Source organism: Microbacterium sp. Root53 (assembly GCF_001426925.1).
Classification (GTDB): Bacteria; Actinomycetota; Actinomycetes; order Actinomycetales; family Microbacteriaceae; genus Microbacterium.
Genome location: NZ_LMFR01000025.1, coordinates 17,803 through 37,799, shown reverse-complemented (window position 1 = coordinate 37,799; position 19,997 = coordinate 17,803). Strand labels below are relative to the sequence as shown.

16 protein-coding genes are annotated in these 19,997 nt (G+C 72.5%); 8 read left to right on the top strand and 8 right to left on the bottom strand.

Annotation, left to right across the window (positions count from 1 at the left end):
• Positions 1–3: 3 nt before the first annotated feature.
• Positions 4–564 (bottom strand): thioesterase family protein, encoded by a 561-nt coding sequence (locus ASD19_RS13015; protein WP_055993485.1) that lies wholly within the window; start codon positions 562–564, stop codon positions 4–6.
• Between the two features lie 145 nt (positions 565–709).
• Here ASD19_RS13015 and ASD19_RS13010 point away from each other — a divergent pair, with 145 nt between their 5' ends.
• Positions 710–1,219, top strand: coding sequence for a GNAT family N-acetyltransferase (locus ASD19_RS13010; protein WP_055993483.1), 510 nt, complete (start codon positions 710–712; stop codon positions 1,217–1,219).
• Between the two features lie 2 nt (positions 1,220–1,221).
• A complete protein-coding gene (cofE, locus tag ASD19_RS13005; RefSeq protein WP_055993481.1) occupies positions 1,222–2,019 on the top strand; it encodes a coenzyme F420-0:L-glutamate ligase in 798 nt (265 codons plus the stop codon).
• On the opposite strand, the gene ASD19_RS13000 is transcribed toward cofE, so the two are convergent.
• Positions 1,959–5,906, bottom strand: coding sequence for a DUF4082 domain-containing protein (locus tag ASD19_RS13000; RefSeq protein WP_156377203.1), 3,948 nt, complete (start codon positions 5,904–5,906; stop codon positions 1,959–1,961). The two genes, cofE and ASD19_RS13000, sit on opposite strands and share 61 nt — an antisense overlap.
• Before the next feature lie 140 nt (positions 5,907–6,046).
• Between ASD19_RS13000 and ASD19_RS12995 the strand changes: the two genes are divergently transcribed.
• From ASD19_RS12995 to ASD19_RS12980, 4 genes are all read left to right on the top strand, one after another.
• Positions 6,047–6,814: a hypothetical protein gene (locus ASD19_RS12995; protein ID WP_055993477.1), complete on the top strand. Its 768-nt coding sequence runs from the start codon at positions 6,047–6,049 to the stop codon at positions 6,812–6,814.
• A gap of 5 nt (positions 6,815–6,819) precedes the next feature.
• Positions 6,820–8,082 (top strand): MFS transporter, encoded by a 1,263-nt coding sequence (locus tag ASD19_RS12990; protein ID WP_055993475.1) that lies wholly within the window; start codon positions 6,820–6,822, stop codon positions 8,080–8,082.
• The gene (locus tag ASD19_RS12985; RefSeq protein ID WP_055993473.1) at positions 8,079–9,104 is read left to right on the top strand and encodes a PD40 domain-containing protein; all 1,026 of its coding nucleotides are present in this window, start codon (positions 8,079–8,081) and stop codon (positions 9,102–9,104) included. Before ASD19_RS12990 ends, ASD19_RS12985 begins: the two co-directional genes overlap by 4 nt.
• A 181-nt stretch (positions 9,105–9,285) precedes the next feature.
• Entirely contained in the window at positions 9,286–10,734 is a 1,449-nt protein-coding gene (locus tag ASD19_RS12980; protein WP_055993471.1) for a S8 family peptidase, read from the top strand.
• 174 nt (positions 10,735–10,908) lie between these two features.
• On the opposite strand, the gene ASD19_RS12975 is transcribed toward ASD19_RS12980, so the two are convergent.
• Positions 10,909–11,691 (bottom strand): enoyl-CoA hydratase-related protein, encoded by a 783-nt coding sequence (locus ASD19_RS12975; RefSeq protein WP_055993469.1) that lies wholly within the window; start codon positions 11,689–11,691, stop codon positions 10,909–10,911.
• A 159-nt stretch (positions 11,692–11,850) separates the two neighbouring features.
• On the opposite strand from ASD19_RS12975, the gene ASD19_RS12970 reads away from it, so the two are divergent.
• The gene (locus ASD19_RS12970; protein ID WP_055993467.1) at positions 11,851–13,521 is read left to right on the top strand and encodes a bifunctional metallophosphatase/5'-nucleotidase; all 1,671 of its coding nucleotides are present in this window, start codon (positions 11,851–11,853) and stop codon (positions 13,519–13,521) included.
• Between the two features lie 173 nt (positions 13,522–13,694).
• On the opposite strand, the gene ASD19_RS12965 is transcribed toward ASD19_RS12970, so the two are convergent.
• Both ASD19_RS12965 and rlmN read right to left on the bottom strand, forming a co-directional pair.
• Positions 13,695–14,609 carry a cytochrome b/b6 domain-containing protein gene (locus ASD19_RS12965; protein WP_055993465.1) on the bottom strand — a complete coding sequence of 305 codons (915 nt, stop codon included), beginning with the start codon at positions 14,607–14,609 and terminating at the stop codon, positions 13,695–13,697.
• A 70-nt stretch (positions 14,610–14,679) separates the two neighbouring features.
• Entirely contained in the window at positions 14,680–15,930 is a 1,251-nt protein-coding gene (gene rlmN, locus ASD19_RS12960) for a 23S rRNA (adenine(2503)-C(2))-methyltransferase RlmN (protein ID WP_055993463.1), read from the bottom strand.
• Positions 15,931–16,197: 267 nt separating this feature from the next.
• Between rlmN and ASD19_RS12955 the strand changes: the two genes are divergently transcribed.
• Positions 16,198–17,346, top strand: coding sequence for a Fic family protein (locus ASD19_RS12955; protein WP_055993462.1), 1,149 nt, complete (start codon positions 16,198–16,200; stop codon positions 17,344–17,346).
• 42 nt (positions 17,347–17,388) lie between these two features.
• On the opposite strand, the gene ASD19_RS12950 is transcribed toward ASD19_RS12955, so the two are convergent.
• Genes ASD19_RS12950 through prpB form a run of 3 tightly spaced genes read right to left on the bottom strand, consistent with a single transcriptional unit; the run spans position 17,389 to position 19,990 of the window.
• Positions 17,389–17,850 (bottom strand): NUDIX domain-containing protein, encoded by a 462-nt coding sequence (locus tag ASD19_RS12950; RefSeq protein WP_055993460.1) that lies wholly within the window; start codon positions 17,848–17,850, stop codon positions 17,389–17,391.
• Position 17,851: 1 nt separating this feature from the next.
• Positions 17,852–19,039, bottom strand: a complete 1,188-nt coding sequence (locus tag ASD19_RS12945) for a bifunctional 2-methylcitrate synthase/citrate synthase (protein ID WP_055993458.1) — start codon at positions 19,037–19,039, stop codon at positions 17,852–17,854.
• Positions 19,040–19,090: 51 nt separating this feature from the next.
• Positions 19,091–19,990: a methylisocitrate lyase gene (gene prpB / locus ASD19_RS12940; protein WP_055993456.1), complete on the bottom strand. Its 900-nt coding sequence runs from the start codon at positions 19,988–19,990 to the stop codon at positions 19,091–19,093.
• Positions 19,991–19,997: the final 7 nt, after the last annotated feature.

The window sequence follows — 19,997 nt, the reverse complement described above, 5'->3', positions numbered from 1 at the left end:
GGGTCAGCGCCAGTCGCTGGGCGCCGGTCGGCGCGTCGATGGCAGCGCCGCGTGCTCCGCCCACTCGTGCAGCCACGCGGGCACCTCGGGCAGCTCGTCGGGCAGGTCGACCGCCGCGAGGACCTCCTCGAGCGGGACGGTCCCGCCGGTGCGCCGCAGCATCCGAGCCCGGATGACCGCGCTGGCGTAGATCTCGCCGCGCACGACGGCGCGGTGCTCGAGGTAGAGGGCGCGGTCGTCGTGGCCGATCCAGCGGGTCTGCACCTCGAACCGCTGCCACAGGTTGAGCGACTTGCGGAAGGTGACCGTCTCGCTGCTGACGACCGGGTACCAGCCGCGCTCGTCCATGGTCGCCATGAGGTCGGTGCGGATCATCAGGTCCCAGCGGCCGAGGTCGAACAGCGACAGGTAGCGGCCGTTGTTCATGTGACGCAGCACGTCGATGTCGGTCGGCAGGGTGGTGAGACGCACGCGTCCCACCGCGGTCATCGGAAGGGGCCCCTCGCGTCGGCGGCGCAGCCGCGCGCGGAGCATGACGATGAGGGTCCGCCAGATCACGTTCACAGGTCGCGATGCTGGCACATCCGACCCGGATCCGGGGCGTCCGTTGTCCGGCTCCGACAAGCGCCCCAGCCCGATCCGGTGGGCGCATGTCTCCGCTCGACGGCGCCGATTTCCGGCCGGGGCGGACCATGCGTAGAGTCTGGCCATGGCGACCATCACCCCCACCGATCTGCTGATCCGACCGATCCGCGACGTGGACGCCGAGGCCATGGGCCGCGTGCACGCCAAGGTCTGGCACGAGACCTACGACGGCCTCATCTCGAGCGCGACCCTCGAGAACGTCTCACCCCGCCGCATGGCGGAGCTGTGGACGCACTACACCTCCCAGAGCGACGAGATCCGGCACGCCGCAGCGCTCGTGAACGGCGAGATCGTGGGCTTCGCGGCCTCCGGTCCCGCGCGCGATCAGGACGCCCCGGCTCCGCGCGAGTTCTACTTCGTCTACCTGCTGGACTCGTGGCACCGGAAGGGCATCGGCCGCGCGCTCTTCGACGCGGTCGTGGACGACGGCGAGCCGCTGTACCTGTGGCTGGCGGAGCGGTACCCCGGCGCCCGCGACTTCTACGAGAAGCGAGGTTTCCGCCTCGACGGCGCCCGGCGCGACGAGCCGTTCCTCGGTGAGACGCTCACCGAGGTGCGGTACGTGCGTCCCTGACCGTGCTCACGGTCTGGCCGATCTCAGGGATCCCCGAGATCACCGCCGGCACGGACCTGGTCGAGGTCATCGCGGCCGCACTCGACGGCTCGGCTGAGCCGCTGCGGGACGGCGACATCCTCGTCGTGACCAGCAAGATCGTCTCCAAGGCGGAAGGCCGCTTCGTCGAGGCCGACGATCGCGAGGACGCGATCACGGCCGAGACCGTGCGCGTCGTCGCGACCCGCGCGTCGGAGTCCGGGCACGTGACGCGGATCGTGGAGAACCGCCTCGGCATCGTGTCGGCCGCCGCCGGCGTGGACGCGTCGAACACCCCCGAGGGCACGGTGCTGCTGCTCCCCGTGGATCCGGATGCGTCGGCGCGGGCGATGGCGGAGGGCCTGCGCGAGCGGCTCGGTGTGGGAGTGGGCGTGCTCGTCTCCGACACGCTCGGCCGCGCCTGGCGCGACGGCCAGACGGATCACGCCATCGGGGCCGGCGGCGTTCACGTGTTCGAGGACCTGCGCGGCACGACCGACGCGCAGGGCCGGCCGCTGCACGTCACGCTCCCCTGCGTGGCGGACGAGCTGTGCGCCGCGGCGGACCTCGTCAAGGGCAAGGCCACGGGCCTGCCGGTCGCGGTCGTCCGCGGACGCGGCGACCTGGTCGGCCCCCTCGACCTGCCCGGCGCGCGCATCATCCCGCGCACGGGCCCGCGGGACATGTTCCGGCTCGGGGCCGACGAGGCCTACGCGGAGGGCTACGCCGCCGGCTCGGCCGCCGCCGCGGGCGGTCGCTCGAACACCACGTCGACGAAGTAGCTGCTCGCACGGTACGAGCTCTGCGGGAAGCCGCCGCCGTACACGTACCGCCCGTTCGCGGCGCCCGCCGTCAGCGGGCCCGCGGACACGGCACCGCCCGCGAAGTAGTCGGTCGTGACCGCGTACCCGCCCGACGGGGCGAGGTAGGAGACGACGTACGACGTCCCGGCGGACACGGCCACGGGCGTGTCGAAGTACGCGGTCTGCCACCCGATCCCCGCGTCGGCCGGGAACGTGACGGTGGCCAGCGCCTCGCCGCCCGCGCTCCACAGCGTGCCGGTGTGGGGTCCGGTGTTGGCCTCGCCCCGGTAGAACCGCACGCCGGTCACGAGCCCCGCCTCTCCGGGCGTGAACTCGAGCCCGAGCTCGACGCGCGAGCGGTCGCCCGCCGAGGCCGTCGCCGGCCTCTGCCCCGCGAACAGCGTGCACGGGCACCCGTCCGGGGCCGCGGTCTCGAACGTCCAGGTCGCCGGCGGCCCGCCGGTGCCCGTGACGTCGACCGTGTACCGGGTCTTGGCCGCGAGGGGGCCGTCCGGGTCGAACGCGAGCACGCGGCCGTCCGCCGAGACCGAGGTCGCGCCGGGCACCGCTCCGGCGGCGGAGGTCACGGTCAGGGTCGCTCCCGCCGCGACGGGGATGTCGAAGCGCGCCGTCACGACCGCGTCGGCGGCCGCCCCCAGCGCGCCGGACTCGGGCGTCGCCTCGAGCAGCGCCGGGACGGGGTCGTCCGGGTGGAACAGCACGTCGACCAGGTACTGGCCCGCGCCGCGATCGCCCGGGAACCCGCTGCCGTACGTGTAGGCCCCGCCGTTCGCCGGCACGCTGAGGGGTCCGCGCGCGTATCCGGACGCGAAGGTGCCGGCCGTGTACGCGTACCGTCCCGCGGGCGCGCGGTAGGACGCGATGTACTCGACGCCCGGCTGGACGGCGACCGGCTGCGCGAACGTCACGGTCTGCCAGCCCTGCGTGCTCTCGTCCGCAAAGGCCGCCTCCGCGAGTCGCGTGCCGTCCGCCGCCCACAGCGCCCCCGTGTGCGCGCCCGTGTTCCCGGGCCCCTTGTAGAACCGGACCGCGCTGATCCGCCCCGGATCCCGGACCGTGAACCGCACCCCCAGCGTGACGGGACCGGGGTCGGGCACCTCGAGGATCGTCGGCTGCGCGCTCTCGGCGAAGAGCGAGCACGGGCACTCCCCCTCGGGCCGGTCCGCGGGCGCCGTCGTGAACGACCACCCGGCCTCCCCCTGGATGCCCTCGCCGCGCGAGTCCACGGCCTCGAGGGCGATCGTGTACCGGGTGCCGTGTGCGAGCGGCTGGGCCGGGGCGAAGGTCGCCCGGCGGGCGGTCGCGTCGTACGCGACCTGCCCGGCCACCGCGGTGCCGTCCTCGGCCGTCACGGCGATCCGAAGGGTCGCCGGATCCACCGGCTTCGACAGCGTCGCGCCGATCTCGGCGCTCACCGCCACGCTGCTCGAGCCCGGCGGCGGGGTGCGGGAGCCGAGGGTCAGCGGCAGGTCCTCGGGGGTGCTGAACAGCACGTCCACGAAGTAGTGGCTCGATCCGTAGCGGAGCGACGGGTACGCGCCCGGCCACGCGTACACGCCGGCGGCGGGGACCCCGAACCCGCCCGCGACGGTGAGCGGGGGCGCCTCGAGCCCGCGCGACCAGAACACGTCGGCGGCGGCCGAGTAGCGGCCGACGGGCGCGGTGTACGACACGACGTACGCGGCCCCGGCGGTCAGCGGGACGGGCGTCGCGAAGGTCGCGGTCTGCCATCCGGTGGCCGTCTCGTCGCGGAAGGTGACGGCGCTCAGCCGCTCCCCGTCGGCCGACCAGAGCGAGCCGACGTGGCTTCCGGTGTTGCCCGGGCCCTTGTAGAACCGCACGCCGGACGCGTACCCGTCGATGCGCGGCGAGAAGCGGAGACCCAGCTCGACGCCGGAGCTGTCGTCCAGCGCGGGCTGCGCCGGCACCGCGGAGCCGAAGACGCTGCACGGGCAGCGCACGTCCACGTCGACGCGGGCGGGCTCGCCGATGTTCGCGCTGTCGTCGATCGCGCGGGCGAGCAGCGGGACGACTCCGGCGCCCTGCTGGATGTACTCGTAGGTCCACCGGTCGCGGCCGTCCGCCGGGTGCCAGGTCGCGCCGCCGTCGGTCGACACCTCGACGCCGGCGACGCGCCCGCCGCCCGCGTCGGCAGCGGTGCCCGTCGCGACCACGGCGGCGCCGTTCGCGACGTCCTCCCCCGGCGCGGGCGCGGCGATCGCGACCGTCGGGGCGGTCGTGTCCGCGGACGCGGCGGTCCGGACCAGGCCGTCCTGGAGCGTGACGGGCTGGGCGCCCATGTCGGCGAGCAGATTCACGGTCGCCTGCTGCATGCGCGGATCGGCGGGCGCCCCGGCGCCGTCGTGCGTCTGATCCAGTCCCCATGCCCACTGCACGCTCGCGGACGAGAACACCAGGGCGCCGGAGGGCGCGCGGTACAGGGTCGTGTGATGCGTCGTGGATCCGGGCGCCACCCGGCTGCCGAAGTCCTGCAGGTACTCCGGCACATCGCCGACCGTGGTCGACAGGCGGATGAGCCCCTCGGGCCGGAACCCGTTGTCCAGGTCCTCGTTCGACTCGTACCCGACCGTGTGCGGCGCCAGCTGGGCGCTCGTCCCGGGCGGCAGGTCGGCCAGCGGCGTGTGGCGCCACAGCCGCAGGCGCCCCTCCTCCGCCGACACCGTCACCGGCAGGTCGGAGTAGTTGACCATGTAGGCCGTGCCGGTCAGGGCGTTCTCCGGCAGCCCGCCGCCGCGCTCGGGCGGCGCGAACCGGGGATCGCGCCAGGTCCCCGTCCACTCCGGCGAGGGGTCGATCTTGCCGCCGCTCCACGTCTCCTTGTACGAGGTCATGGTGCGGTACGGCGGCGCGCCGCCGGGCGCCGCGCTCTCCCAGCGGATGCGCCAGTAGGCCTCGTTGCCGGTGAAGAACGCGAGGTGGACCCCGGCGTCCCGCGCGGCCTCGATGTTCGCGCGCTGCGGCCCGGACCAGTACTCGTCGTGCCCGGTCGAGGTGAAGATCCTGTGGTTGCGGATGAGCTCGCCCCGCCGATCCGAGTCGACCCCGGTCGTGTAGCTCACGTCGTAGCCGTTGCGTTCAAGGAAGCGGACCATCGCGTACTCGGAGGAGAAGTAGAAGTCGCGGCCGGACATCACGCCCCGCGTCGCGAACGGGCGGTTGTAGCTGACCTGGTACGCCCGGCCGTCCATGCCGCCCTGGTAGAAGCTGCGCCCGCCGTAGGTGTTGTAGGCGTGCCACGTGGTGTCGGAGGTCTGGAACAGGATGTCCGAGTCGCTCGCGTCGTCGCGCACGACGAACGTGATGTGGCTCGCCCCGTCCGTGTCGGGGCGATGGAGCTTCGCGACGTACACCCCCGACACCGCGGTCGCGGGGACCTGCCACCTGGCGGAGACCGCCCATGTGCCGCAGTCGTAGAGGTCGGTGGTCTCGTCCGGCGCGCAGTCGGGCTGCCGCTGGGGCAGCGCGGCCGACGGCTCGACCGTCGCGATCTCGCGCGCGCCCCTGCCCTGGTACCACCCGGTCCGGTAGATCGTGATCGAGTAGTCGCGCGCGGTGGTGTCGATCTTGAAGTCGATGCTCCCGCCGACGTTCACGCTGATGTCGGTGGCGAACCCCTGGATGTCGTCCGAGCCCGCGCCGGAGATGTCCCAGACCTCGGGGTCGGTGCCGGGCTTGGAGTTCTCGCATGCGATCTCGTTGCCCTCGGGCCCGCACGGCCCCGATGCGGCCGCGGCGGGCGATGCGAACGGCAGCGCGAGCGGCCCCAGGAGCAGGCCGACCGCCAGGATCGCCATGAGCCGCCGTGTCTGCGCTGGTCTCGTCATCGTTCCTCCGCTGTCGAGGGGCCGCGATGGGGCCCGGCCGCCGTGCGCGGCGTGTATCAGGAGCGGCCGCGGCGGCTCCTGATACACCGACATGCGCAGACGAGCCCGCGCCCGCGGGCCGCGCGGAGGGGATGACCGGGATGCCAGAGGCGGACGACGGCACGGCGCGCGGCGAGGCGCACCCGCGCCGCGCCGCCCTGATCCGGCTGGCGGCGGCCGTGGCGATCGGCGCCGCGATCGGCGTGGGGCTCTTCGTCTGGGCCGGCTCGCCCGGCGGCGGCGATGATCGCCCCGCGGTCGAGGGGACCGGCGGCGACGCGACGCGCACGGAGGCCCCCGCGGACGAGGGCCGGCCTGCCGACGAGGCTCCGGACGACGACGCCGACGGCCCCTCGCCGGACGACGGCTCCGCGGATGGAGGCGATCCCGGGGACTCGGACAGGGACGAGCCGGGCGCGAACAGCCCGGGCATCGAGATGGCGCCCGAGCCGGATCCGTCCGCGTCCCCGCCCGGCAGCGTCGGCGAGCTGCCGCCGCGCCCGGACCTCGAGATCCCCGCCGGACCGGACGCGCCGGTGTCGGAGGTCGACGGCCTGGTGGACGGCTTCCCGGTCGAGGTCATCGCGGTCGCCCGCACCGCCACGGTCCTGTCGTCGTCGGTGTCGAGCGACGGGAGCCGGCTGCACGCCTCGGTCGAGGCGACCGACTCGCGCTCGGTCGCGGAGGTGATGGACGGGTACACCGGCCTGCTGGGAGAGCTGGGCTTCACCTGGACCACGATCGGCGCGACCGACGGCGGCACCGCGATCTCCTTCACCCGCGAGGGCCACGTGGTCGTGGTCAGCGCGCGGCCCGAGGCCGAGGGCTCGCTGTTCACCGTCCTGGGCATCCTGGACGAGGCGGGCTGACCCGCATGTACATCAGCCTGCGCGACCGCCCGAAGGCGGAGCCCGTCGGGCGCGCCCGCCGCGGGCGCGTCTCGTCCACCGTCGTCACGCTCGGGGTCGTGTCGCTGCTCACGGACATCTCGTCCGAGTCGGTGGCGGCCGTCCTGCCGCTGTACCTCACGAGCGCCATGGGGCTTTCACTGCTGGCCTACGGCGTCGTGGACGGGATCTTCCAGGGGGCGAGCGCGGTGGTGCGCATCGGCGGCGGCTGGGTCTCCGACCGCACCGACCGGCCGAAGTGGGTGGCGTTCTGCGGCTACCTGCTGTCGGCGTTCAGCCGCGGCTGGCTCGTCGCGGCGCAGGGCTTCGCGGCGGTGGCCGCTCTCGTCACGATCGACCGGATCGGCAAGGGCATCCGCACCGCGCCCCGCGACGCGATCATCGCGGCGAGCGCCGATCCCGACGACCAGGCGCGCGCGTTCGGCGTGCACCGCGCCCTCGACACGGTCGGGGCGGCCCTGGGCCCGCTGCTCGCGTTCGTGATCCTCGCGGTCGTCCCGGGCGGATACACGGTCGTTTTCGTGCTGTCGCTGGGGTCCGCGGTCGTCGGCGTGACGATCCTGGGGCTGCTCGTCCCGGATCGCCGGCCGCGACGGGAGCGCGCGGCGACCGGCACGCGGCCCGCGCCGTTCCGCTGGCGGCACCTGGCCGAGCCGCGCCTGCGCCGGCTGCTCGTGGTCGTGGGCGCGCTCAGCCTGCTGACGATCGGCGACGGGTTCCTGTACCTGTCCCTGCAGGACCGCGACGACTTCGCCGCGCACTGGTTCCCCCTGCTCTACGTCGGGACGAACGCCGTGTACATCGCGCTCGCGGTCCCCCTCGGGCGGCTTGCCGACCGGTGGGGCCGCACCCGCGTGCTCGTGCTCGGCCACCTCGGCCTGCTCGGCGCGTACGCGTGCGCGCTCGTGCCTGCCCAGGGCGCCGGCCCGACGCTGGCGTGCCTCGCGCTGCTCGGGGCCTTCTACGCCGCCACCGACGGCGTGCTGGCCGCCGTGGCGGGCTCGCTCGTGGACCCGGCCGCGCGGGCGAGCGCGATCGGCGCCGCGCAGACCGTCGTCGCGGTGTGCCGGATGGTCGCCGCCACGGCGTTCGGCGCGCTCTGGTTCGCGCTGGGGCGCACGGAATCCCTGCTCGTGGTCGCGATCCTGATGGCGCTCGCCGTGCCGTGCTACCTGATCGCGCTCTCCCGCCGCGCCAGGCGGAGCCGCCCCGCGGAGGCGGCTCCGTGAGCGCGCGGACGCCGGGCGACCGGGTCCGCGGCCTGCTCGTGGCGGCGGTCGTCGTCGCGGCCACGGCCGGCGTCGTGGCGGTCGGCCTCGGCGCCTACGCCGACCACGTCGCGGTCCGCGACACGGCGGCGCCGGTCCCGCGGATGGAGGTCGCGGACGTCGAGGACGGTCCGCGCGTGGTGTTCCGCAGCACGGCGCCGGGGGCGGAGTACGGCAGGGTCGCCATGGTGCCGCTCGCCGATCCGGTCGGGCCCCGCGCATTCACCGACGTGACGTGCGAACGCGTCGACGTCGGCGGCGACCGCGTCGCCTGCCTGCGCACCGAGCGCGGCGTCGTGACGACGTTCGCGGCGCAGCTGCTGGACGAGGGGTGGCGGGTCGCGGGATCCTGGCCGCTCGCCGGCCTGCCCAGCCGCACCCGCCTGTCGGACGACGGCGCGCTCGTCGCGACGACGACCTTCGTGACGGGCCACTCGTACGCCGGATCCGGGTTCTCGACGCGCACGGAGATCCGCTCGGCGAGGGACGGCGAGGTCGTGGCCGGCGATCTCGAGGAGCTCGCGCTGCTCGTCGACGGGCGTCCGCTCACGGCGGCCGACCGCAACCTGTGGGGCGTGACCTTCGCGGGCGGCGACGCGTTCTACGCGACCGCGGCCTCGGGCGGGCGGACCTGGCTGGTCCGCGGCGACCTCGCGGAGCGCACCCTCACGGCCGTGCGCCCGGACGCGGAGTGCCCCTCGATCTCGCCGGACGGGACCCGGCTCGCGTACAAGAAGGACCGCGGCGAGCGCGACTGGGGCATCGCGGTGCTCGACCTGGAGACCGGCGAGGAGCTCATCCTGCCGGAGGCCCGGTCCGTCGACGATCAGCTCGAGTGGCTGGACGACGAGACCCTCCTCTACGGCCTGCCGCGGCCCGACGAGCCGGGCGCCGCCGACGTCTGGTCGATCCGCGTGGATCCGTCGGCGGAGCCGCGGCTCTTCCTGCCGCACGCCTGGTCGCCCGCGGTCGTCCGCGGCTGAGCTGCCCGGGCGGGCGGCGGCGGGTGTCCGGGCACCGCACGGAGCACCTTCCCGCGCGCGCATCGCGCTGGATACGCTCGCCGCCATCGGCCGGCGGCGCGACGAGGCGTCCTCCCGCGAAGAGCGGGCCCGGCCGAGCCGGTCGAACCCGGCCGGCTTCGCCCTTCGAACGGAGACAGGGATGAATCGCGAGGTGATCGGAGCTGCGTGCGCCACCGCGCTCGCAGCCGGACTGCTCGGCCTGGCCGGAGCCCCGGCGAGCGCCGCGGGACCGGAGCAGAACTACCTCGTGGTCGGTCCGCAGAGCGGCGGCACCGCCTCGGCCCAGGCCCACGTCAAGGCCGCCGGCGGCACCGTCGTGGCCGCCTACGACCAGATCGGCGTCGTCGTGGCGACGTCCACCGCGCCGGACTTCGCGTCGCGCGTCGGCGGAGGCCTCCAGGTCGCGTCGACCGAGGGGCTCGGCACCCCGCTCGACGACGAGGAGACCACGGCGGTCGACCCGGCGGCGCTCACGCCCGGCGACCCGACGGCCGAGCCGCTGTGGGGCCTGCAGTGGGACATGACCCAGATCGACGTCGACGACGCGCACGCCGTGACCACCGGCGACTCGTCGATCGTGGTGGGCGTGCTCGACTCGGGCATCTCGCCCACGCACCCGGACCTCGCCTCGCAGATCGCGGCCGACCAGAGCGCCTCCTGCCTGGGCGGCGTGGTCGACACGAGCGTCGCCGCGTGGAGCCCGACGACCTCGGATCACGGCACGCACGTCGCCGGCACCATCGCGGCCGCGATCAACGGCGTCGGGATGGCGGGCGTCGCGCCCGGCGTGAAGGTCGCGTCGGTGAAGGTCGTGAACGACGACGGCTTCATCTACCCGGAGGCCGCGATCTGCGGGTTCCTGTGGGCGGCCGACCACGGCATGCCGATCACCAACAACAGCTACTTCATCGATCCGTGGGAGTTCAACTGCGTGAACGACCCGCGCCAGCGCCCGGTGTGGCTCGCGGTGCAGCGCGCGATCGCGTACTCGACCGCGAAGGGCACGCTGACGATCGCGTCGGCCGGCAACAGCAACGTCGACCTCGCGCACACGTTCACCGACTCGCACAGCCCGAACGACGGCAGCTACCCCGTCGAGGACCGCACCATCACCGGCGCGTGCCGCGACCTCCCCGCCGAGGCGCCCGGCGTCATGACGGTGTCGGCCGTCGGACCCGCCGAGCTGAAGAGCTACTACTCGTCGTACGGCATCGGCGTGGTCGACGTGGCCGCGCCCGGCGGCGACAGCCGCTGGCGCAACCCGGCGGTGTCGAACCCGGCGGACGCCATCCTGTCGACCACGTACAACGCGGCGACCGGCGTCAACGGCTGGGGCTACAAGCAGGGCACGTCGATGGCGAGCCCGCACGCCGCCGGCGTCGCGGCGCTCGCGCTGTCGGCGAACCCCGGGCTGTCGGCCGGACAGCTCAGCGCGCTGGTGGAGAGCCAGGCGACGCCGCTGCCGTGCCCCGAGGGCGTGTACGACCCGCGCCCGGGCCTGCCGCAGTACCAGGCCGAGTGCCAGGGCGGGGCCCGCAACGGCTTCTACGGAGCCGGCAACGTCGACGCCCTCGCGGTCGTCGACTGATCCCCGCTGCGGAGGCGCCGGGCGCGCGATGCCCGGCCCCTCCGTCGTCCCCGGGCGGCGTCGGCGCCCCCGAACGAGACTGGTCCCGGGCGACGAGACTGGTGTCGGCGACACCAGTCTCGGGCCCCGGGACCAGTCAACGCACGTGCGCCGAGCGACCGCGCGCTCCGGACCTCAGCGGTGCCTGAACTCGGGAGCGCGCTTCTCGCGGAAGGCGGCCATGCCCTCCTTCTGGTCCTCCGTGTCGAACATCGCCGCGAACAGGTGCTTCTCGAGCCGCAGCCCCTCGCGCAGCGGCACCTCGAGAGCTCCGTCGAGCGCCTCCTTCGCCGCGTAGACCGCGGGCAGCGGCTTGCCGGCGATCGCCTCGGCGAGCTTCCCGGCCTCGGCGAGCAGCTCCGCGGCCGGCACGATGCGCGACACCAGGCCGATGCGCTCGGCCTCGGTCGCGTCGATGATGCGCCCCGACAGCACGAGCTCCGCCGCCTTGAAGTAGCCGACCGCGCGCACGAGGCGCTGCGTGCCGCCCATGCCCGGGATGACGCCCAGCGTGATCTCCGGCTGGCCGAACTTCGCGGTGTCGGCCGCGAGGATGACGTCGCACATCATGGCGAGCTCGCACCCGCCGCCGAGCGCGTAGCCGGAGACGGCGGCGATCACGGGCGTGCGGACGTCGGCGAACGTCTGCCAGCCCTGGAAGTGATGGCCCACGGCGACGTCCCGGCCGTGCAGGCCCTCCATCTCCTTGATGTCGGCGCCGGCGGCGAACGCGCGCTCGGAGCCGGTCACGACGATCGCGCCGATGCCCTCGTCGGCGTCGAACGCGAGCGACGCGTGCACGATGTCGCGCATCACCTGCGCGTTCAGGGCGTTCAGGGCCTCGGGACGGTGGACCGTGATCCATCCGACGCGGCCGCGCGTCTCGACCCGGATGGTCTCGTACGGGGTGTCGGTCATCGTGCCTCCTCGCTGAGTGTGCGAGTCCAGCATGCCCCACGGACCGCCCGCCCGGATCCGTGCCGTGTCGCGTCGTTCACCTCGACGAAACCTCCGGGACGTAAGACTGGACACGCGCGTCCGATCGGTCGCGCGTCACCCCACCCCCGGAGGACCGCGATGCCATCTTCCCTCAGCCGCCGATCGCCTCTCGGCCGCCGCCTGCTCGCCACCACGGCCGCCGCCGCGACCGCCGGCGCCCTTGCGCTCGTGCCGTTCGCCGCGCACGGTGCGACCGGCGAGGACGACATCACCGAGGTGAAGGTCCTCACCATCAACGACTTCCACGGCCGCATCCAGGCCAACCGCGACGAGGCCGGCGCCGCCGTGCTCGCCGGCGCGGTCGCCCAGTACCGCGCCGCGAACCCGAACACGCTGTTCGTGTCGGCGGGCGACAACATCGGCGCCTCGACGTTCACGTCGTTCATCGCCGACGACGAGCCCACGATCGACGCGCTGTCGGCCGCGGGGCTCGACCTCAGCGCGGTGGGCAACCACGAGTTCGACCAGGGCTACGACGACCTGATCGACCGGGTCATCCCGAGCTACGGCGGCGGGGACTACGCGCTCGGCGCGAACGTGTACCACCGCGGCACGACCGACCCGGCGCTGCCCGAGTACGCGATCCGCGAGGTCGACGGCGTGCGGATCGGATTCATCGGCACCGTCACGTCCGACACCGGCACGCTGGTGAGCCCCGCCGGGGTCGCCGACATCGAGTTCGGCAGCCAGCTGGAGGCGGCGAACCGCGTCGCCAAGGAGATCGACAAGCAGACCGACGTCATCGTGCTGCTGTCGCACTCGGGCGCCGAGAGCACGGACTGCGCGGGCATCGCGACCGAGCAGTCGGATTACGGCGACCTGGTGCGCGAGGCGTCGCACCGCATCGACGCGATCGTGTCGGGCCACACGCACCAGCTGTACGCGTGCGAGATCGGCGACCGCCCGGTCATCCAGGCGCACCAGTACGGCACGACGCTCGGCGCTCTCGACATCGTCGTGGACGCGAAGAAGAACAAGAACAAGCTCGTCTCGATCACGGGATCGACGATCGATCTGGTCGGCGGCGGCACCGTGTACCCGGCCGACCCCGAGGTGCAGGCGATCGTCGACGCGGCCGTGGCCGAGGCCGAGGTGCTCGGCTCGGTCGAGGTCGGGAAGATCTCGGCGGACATCCTGCGCGGCGGCGACCCCGCCGGCTCGGACCGCGGCGTCGAGTCGACCATGGGCAACCTGGTCGCCGACATCTACCTGTGGGCTACGAGCGAGTACGAGAACTACGGCGGCACCGTGCCCGCGCAGATCGCGCTCATGAACCCGGGCGGCCTGCGCGACGACCTGCGGTTCGAGGGCGACGGGACCGTCACCTACGCGGACGTCGCGGCCGTGCAGCCGTTCGGCAACACGCTCGTGACGCTCACCCTCACGGGCGCGCAGCTCGAGCAGGTGCTCGAGGAGCAGTGGCAGCCGGGCAGCGAGCGGCCGAAGCTGCACCTGGGCGTCTCCGAGGGCTTCTCCTACGAGTACGTCGAGGACGCGCCCGCGGGCGAGCACATCGTGTCGATGAGCTACCAGGGTGCGCCGATCGCGCCGACCGACGAGTTCGTGATCGTCACCAACTCGTTCCTCGCGGCGGGCGGCGACGGCTTCGCGACCCTCGCGGACGGCGCCGGCACGGCCGACTCGGGCCTGGTCGACCTGTCGGCCACGGTCGACTACTTCGAGGCGAAGCAGGTCGTCGACCCGGCGCCGCTCGGTCGCGCGATCGTCAGCGGGACCACCGCACCGTGACACCGCTCCTGCGTCGTCGACAGGGGGTCGCGCCTTCGGCGCGCTGACGACGCAGTGGTCCGGGTGAGGCACTCCCCGGACGATGAGGCCCCCGCCGTTTTCGGGTGACGGCGGGGGCCTTTCCCTGTCTTGCGGTGCGCCGGCGCCGCTCCTGCGGTGCTCGTGCGCCGGCGTCAGCGGGTCGGGCGCATCCGGACGTCGCCAAAGCGCTGCGCGATCGGAGCGATCAGCCGGTCCCGCGCGGCGATCCATCCGGCGGCCATCGCGAGCAGCGACAGCACGAAGATCCAGAAGCCGGTCCAGTTCACGGCGTCCTGGCCGCCGTACATGGTGTTGAGGTTGCGCAGCGCGTCGGTCGCGAGCACCAGCCCGACGTGCACGATCACGAAACCGACGAAGAACAGCATCACCGGGAAGTGCAGCGCCTTGGCGAGGTCGAACGGGATCGCCCGGTTGAGCCTCTCGGCATCGCGCGGCCAGAACGCGCTGAGTCGCAAGCCCGTGACGATCGCGAGCGGCGACGCCACGAACACGATCGCGAAGTAGAAGAGCTGCTGCAGGCCGTTGTAGCCGGTCCATCCGCTGTGCGTCGGCCAGTCCAGCGACGTGTACTGGATGAGCGCCGACAGCGCGTGCGGGAAGACGTCCCAGCTGGTCGGGATCACGCGCACCCAGGCCCCGGTCGCGAACAGCAGCACGACGTACAAGAGCCCGTTGGCGATCCAGAGCAGGTCGATCATGATGTGGAACCACATCGTCAGGCTCATCCGGCGCTTCTTCACGCGGCGAGACGTCCACAGCCCGCTCGGGGTCTTCTCGCCGCGGATCCGGATGCCGGACCGGATGATCAGCAGCAGGAAGAACCCGTTCAGGAAGTGCGTCCACGACAGCCAGGCCGGGATGCCGACGCCCATCCCCTCGGGCATCGGCGCCGTGCCGGGGTACGCGGCGAGGAACGCCTCGACCGGCTCGAGCGAGGCGATCCAGCGGGTGAGGAACACGACGACGAAGGCGCCGAGCGCGAGCGTCGCGGCCCCGAAGAGCCCGTAGACGACACGCAGCGGCATCGGAAGGCGGGCGAGGGTCACCAGAGCATCATGCCAAGCCGCGCCCGTGAGCACGGTGCGACCGCGACACAGGACGACACACCGCGGGGGCTCAGGCCGTGGTGGCGGCCGCGGCGGCGGCCTGGTCCTCCTCCGTGGCGACCAGCTGGCCGCAGGCGCCGTCGATCTCCTTGCCGCGGGTGTCGCGGATCGTGGTGGGCACGCCGGCGTCGTTGAGGCGGCGCACGAACTCCTGCTGCACCGAGCGCTCCGACGCGTCCCACACCGAGCCCGGCGTCGGGTTCAGCGGGATCGGGTTGACGTGCACCCAGCCGCGGCCGCGCGCGTTGAGCTTCTCGGCGAGCAGGTCGGCGCGCCACGCGTGGTCGTTCATGTCGCGGATCAGCGCGTACTCGATCGAGACGCGGCGCCCGGTCTTGTCGAAGTACTCGCGCGCGGCGTCCAGCACCTCGTCGACCTTCCAGCGCGAGTTCACCGGGATCAGCTCGTCGCGCAGCTCGTCGTCGGGCGCGTGCAGCGACAGCGCGAACGTCACGGGGATCTGCTCGTCCGAGAGCTTCCGGATGGCCGGGGCCAGGCCCACGGTCGACACCGTGATGCCGCGGGCGCTCATCCCGAGCCCGTCCTTCTTGTCGACCATGACCCGCACGGCGTGCATCACGCGCGCGTAGTTGGCCAGCGGCTCGCCCATGCCCATGAACACGATGTTGGTGACGCGCTCGTCCGCGTGCTCGCGGCGCCCGAGCTCGTCGTTCGCGATCGCGCGGTTGGCGCGCACGATCTGCTCGATGATCTCGGCCGACGACATGTTGCGCGTCAGCCCCGCCTGGCCGGTGGCGCAGAACGGGCAGTTCATGCCGCATCCGGCCTGCGACGACACGCACAGCGTGATGCGGCCGGGATAGCGCATGAGAACGGACTCGACCAGCGCGCCGTCGTGCAGGCGCCACAGGAACTTGATCGTGTCGCCCTTGTCGGTCTCGAGCCGGCGCACCTCGGTGAGCAGGTTCGGCAGCATCCCGGCGACGAACTCCTCGCGGCCCGCGGCCGGCAGGTCGGTCATGTCGGCCGGGTCGCTCGTCCAGTGCTGGAAGTAGTGCTTCGCCAGCTGCTTGGCGCGGAAGCCGGGCAGGCCGAGCTCCTTCACCTTCTCGACGCGGGCCTCGGGCGTGAGGTCGGCGAGGTGCACGGGCGGCTTGCCGCGCTTGGGGCTCGCGAACTGCAGCAGCGGGCGGCCGGTCTCGTCCTTCTTCTGCTGCCAGCCCTCCGTCTGCGGCCGGACCTGACGGACGCCCGTGGCGCGCACGGCCGTGTTCGCGGGGCGGATGGGGGCGTCGCTCATGCGTCCAGCGTAGAGCGACGCCCCTGCGAAGCGCCTGCGCCCGCGGGTCAGGCGCGCGCGAGCAGGTGCGCGCGGTCAGGCGCGCGCGAGCGCGCCGTCGCTCGCCGTCATCTTCGGGCAAGGGGGATTCAATGGAGCGGCATCCGCAAGAAGCACTTCACGCACACGGAAATAGATGTCCGACTGTGCGACAGGATTATGATTGGTTGATCTGGGCTTTATGCGGAAGCATTGCAATTAGTTCCGCAGTATGCTCAAAGTAGTCCTATGACACCCGGCAAGTACCGACTGCCGAGCGTCGACTTCGACTCTCCGCTCGTACAGCTGATCGTCGATCTCGAGCGTCTACGAGGGAACCTGGGGTACGGAACGACGCGCACCGAGCTCCTCGGGGAATTGCACGCGCTGTTCCAACTCATGTCGAGCGTCATCTCGGCACGCATCGAAGGCAACAGGACGACGATCTTCGATGCCATCCGCGACGCGAACGCCACGACCGGCGGAGCGTCCGAGCAGCAGCGCGAGATCACGAACCTCCTCGGCGCCATCGCCTTCATCGAGTCGACTCCACCAGATCAGCCGCTGACCCATGTGTTCGTTCGGGAACTCCATCGCCTGACCGTCGAGGAGCTGACACGGGAGGGCGACGAGCGGCCTGGAAGCTATCGCAACGTCGACGTGCAGATCAGTCGCGCATCGCACATCCCCCCGAGCCACGTGCTTCTCCAGGCGGAGATGGACGAGTTCCTGGACTTCGCGAACCGCGAGGTTCCGACGTCGCAGCAGATGATCCATGTCGCGCTCGCGCACCACCGCTTCTTGTGGATTCACCCCTTCCGAAACGGCAACGGGCGCGTATCCCGACTGCTCAGCTACGCCATGATCCGACGGAACGGGTTCGTCAGCCCGATCGGCTTTCGGACGGTCAACCCCACGGCGGTCTTCGGAAACGACCGAGACGAGTATTACGCGGCACTCGAATCGGCCGACTCGCTGAGCAATGAGGGAACGGTCGCCTGGTGCACGTTCTTCGCTCGGGGCATCCACTCCGACCTCGAGCGGCTGACGAAGCTGCAGAGCGCCGACTATCTCTTCGATGAGCTGCTCGATCCCACTCTCGGCCGGATGCAAGAGCGAGGCGTGATCAGCGCAGCCGAGAGGGGAGCGCTGAAAACGGCCTTGGTAAGGGGCGTCGTCAAGGCCGGCGACCTCGCGGACTCGTTACCTGGCAGCGCCTCGCATCGGTCCCAGGAGATCCGAGGCATGCTGAGTCGCGGGCTCCTTGAGGTAGACCGACGGGGCCCACGGTTCTACCGAGTCCCCCTGCTCGGCGACGTCTTCGCCCCTCACCTCATTGCACAGTTGGACGCACTGGGGTTCCTCCCTCCGCTTCTCAAGGAAGGCATCGAGCTCTAGCGAAGGGTGGTGGTGCGCAACTCCTGCCCGACCGCCCGCGGGTCAGGCGCGCGCGAGCGCGTCGAGCACCGGGCGCTGCCCCTTCACGAGCAGCGTGCGCGCCGCGCCGACGGCGACCCAGCGGGCCTCGTCCACCTCGGGGAACTCCTGCATGCGCCCGGATCGCGGCGGCCACTCGAGCGCGAACGTGCCGAACGACAGCGGGCCCGGCTCCCACCCGGCGCCGTCGAGCGCGAACACGCGGATGCGCTTGCCCGACGCGTACGCGAACTCGCCGAGATCCGCCACGTCTCCCCGAGGCGGGTCGACGCCCAGCTCCTCCACGAACTCGCGGCGCGCGGCCGCGAGCGGCTCCTCGGTCGCCGGGTCGCACTCGCCCTTCGGGATCGACCAGGCGCCCTCGACGCGGCGCGCCCAGAACGGCCCGCCCATGTGCGCGATGAACACCTCGACGCCACCGGGCGACGCCCGGTGCAGCAGGATCCCCGCGCTGAGGACCGGCATGTCAGCCCGCGGCCTCCTCCGGCCGGTCGATCGTCTCGTCGTGCGCGGCGTCGGGCACGTAGCCGGGGATGTGCCGCTCGTCGGGCCCACCGTACGCCGACAGCGGGCGGATGAGCGCGTTCGACGAGAGCTGCTCCATGACGTGCGCGGTCCATCCGGTCACGCGCGACGCCACGAACAGCGGCGTGAACGTGAGCGTGTCGAACCCGATCAGGCTGTACGCGGGGCCCGACGGGTAGTCCAGGTTCGGGTAGATGCCCTTGCGGCCCACGAACTCGCGCTCGAGCGTGTCGTACAGCTCGGCGAGGTCGGGGCGGTCGTAGTGCTCGACGAGCGTGTCGAGCGCGGCCTTCATGGTGGGCACGCGCGAGTCGCCGCGCTTGTACACACGGTGCCCGAAGCCCATGATCTTGCGCTTCTCGGCGAGGGCCGCGTCGAGCCACGGCACGACGTGCGCGGCGTCGCCGATCTCGTCGAGGATGTGCATGACGGCCTCGTTCGCGCCGCCGTGCAGCGGCCCCTTGAGCGCCCCGATCGCGCCGACGACCGCCGAATACAGGTCGCTGAGGGTCGAGGTGATCACGCGCGCCGTGAAGGTCGAGGCGTTGAACGAGTGCTCGGCGTACAGGATCATCGACCGATTGAACGCGTCGACCACGACCTCATGCGCCTCCTCGCCGAACGTCATCCAGAGGAAGTTGGCCGAGTAGTCGAGGTCGTCGCGCGGCGGGACGGGCTCCTGGCCGCGGCGGCGGCGCTGGCCGTACGCGACGATCGCCGGCAGCTGCGCGAACAGGCGGACGCTGCGCTCGAGGTTCTGCTCGGGCGTGCCGACCGCGTCGAGCACGTTGTCGATGCCGGCGGTCTCGATCGCGCCGATCACGCTGACGGCCGTGCGCACCTCGTCCATCGGATGCGCCTCCACCGGCATGAGGTCGATCGCGGCCTTCACCTCCGGGGCGAGGGCACGGTGCGCGCGCTCGGTCTCGCGCAGCTCGGCGAGCTGCGCGTCATCCGGCAGCTCCCCGTGCCACAGCAGGTGCGCGACCGCCTCGAACGGCTGGGTCGCGGCGAGCTCCTGCACCGGGTAGCCGCGGTACAGAAGGCTGTTGGTCTCGGGGTTGACCTTCGAGATCGCGGTCGTGTCGACCACGACCCCGGCCAGTCCCTTGCGGATCTCCTCCGGCATGCGTGCTCCTTCGCGACGTGCGGCTTGTGGCCGATCCTGCCCGACCGCCGATCAGCGGTCGATGGTGAAGTCGAAGACGCCCTGGTCGAACCGGCTGTAGCCGGAGTAGTCGATCAGGTCGTAGAGGTCGGCGCGATGCTGCATCTCGCCCAGCTTGCCCGTGAGGCGGCCCTCGCCGATCAGCTCGTCGAGCCCGCGCTCGGCCGCCCCCATCGCGAGGCGCAGCAGCGAGACGGGCCAGATCACGATCCGCACGCCCGCGTCGCGCAGCTGGTCGACCGTGAACAGGTCGCTCTTGCCGAACTCGGTCATGTTGGCCAGGATCGGCACATCCACGGCCTTCGCGACCGCCTCGAACTCGGCGAGGTCCGCCATGGCCTCGGGGAAGATCGCGTCGGCGCCGGCGTCGACCAGCGCCTTGGCGCGATCGACCGCCGCGTCGAGACCCTCGACCGCGCGGATGTCGGTGCGCGCCATGATCAGCAGGTTCGGGTCGCGCCGCGCGTCGGCCGCGGCCCGGATGCGCTGCAGCGCCGTGCCCTCGTCGACCACCTGCTTGCCGTCCAGGTGGCCGCACCGCTTCGGGTTGACCTGGTCCTCGATGTGCAGGCCCGCCAGCCCCGCGTCCTCGAGCGTCTGGACGGTGCGGGCGACGTTCATGGGCTCTCCGAAGCCCGTGTCGGCGTCGACGATCGCGGGCAGGTCGGTCATCCGCGCGATCTGCTGGGCGCGCGCCGCGACCTCGGTGAGCGTCGTGAGGCCGATGTCGGGAAGGCCGAGATCGGCCGACAGCACGGCGCCCGAGATGTAGACGCCCTCGAAGCCCTTCTGCGCGATCAGCCGCGCCGAGAGCGGGTTGAACGCTCCGGGGAACCGGAGCAGGTCGCCCGAGTCGAGCCGTTCGCGGAACAGGCGGCGCTTCTCGTGGGCCGGGACCTGGGAGTAGAGCATCGGGACG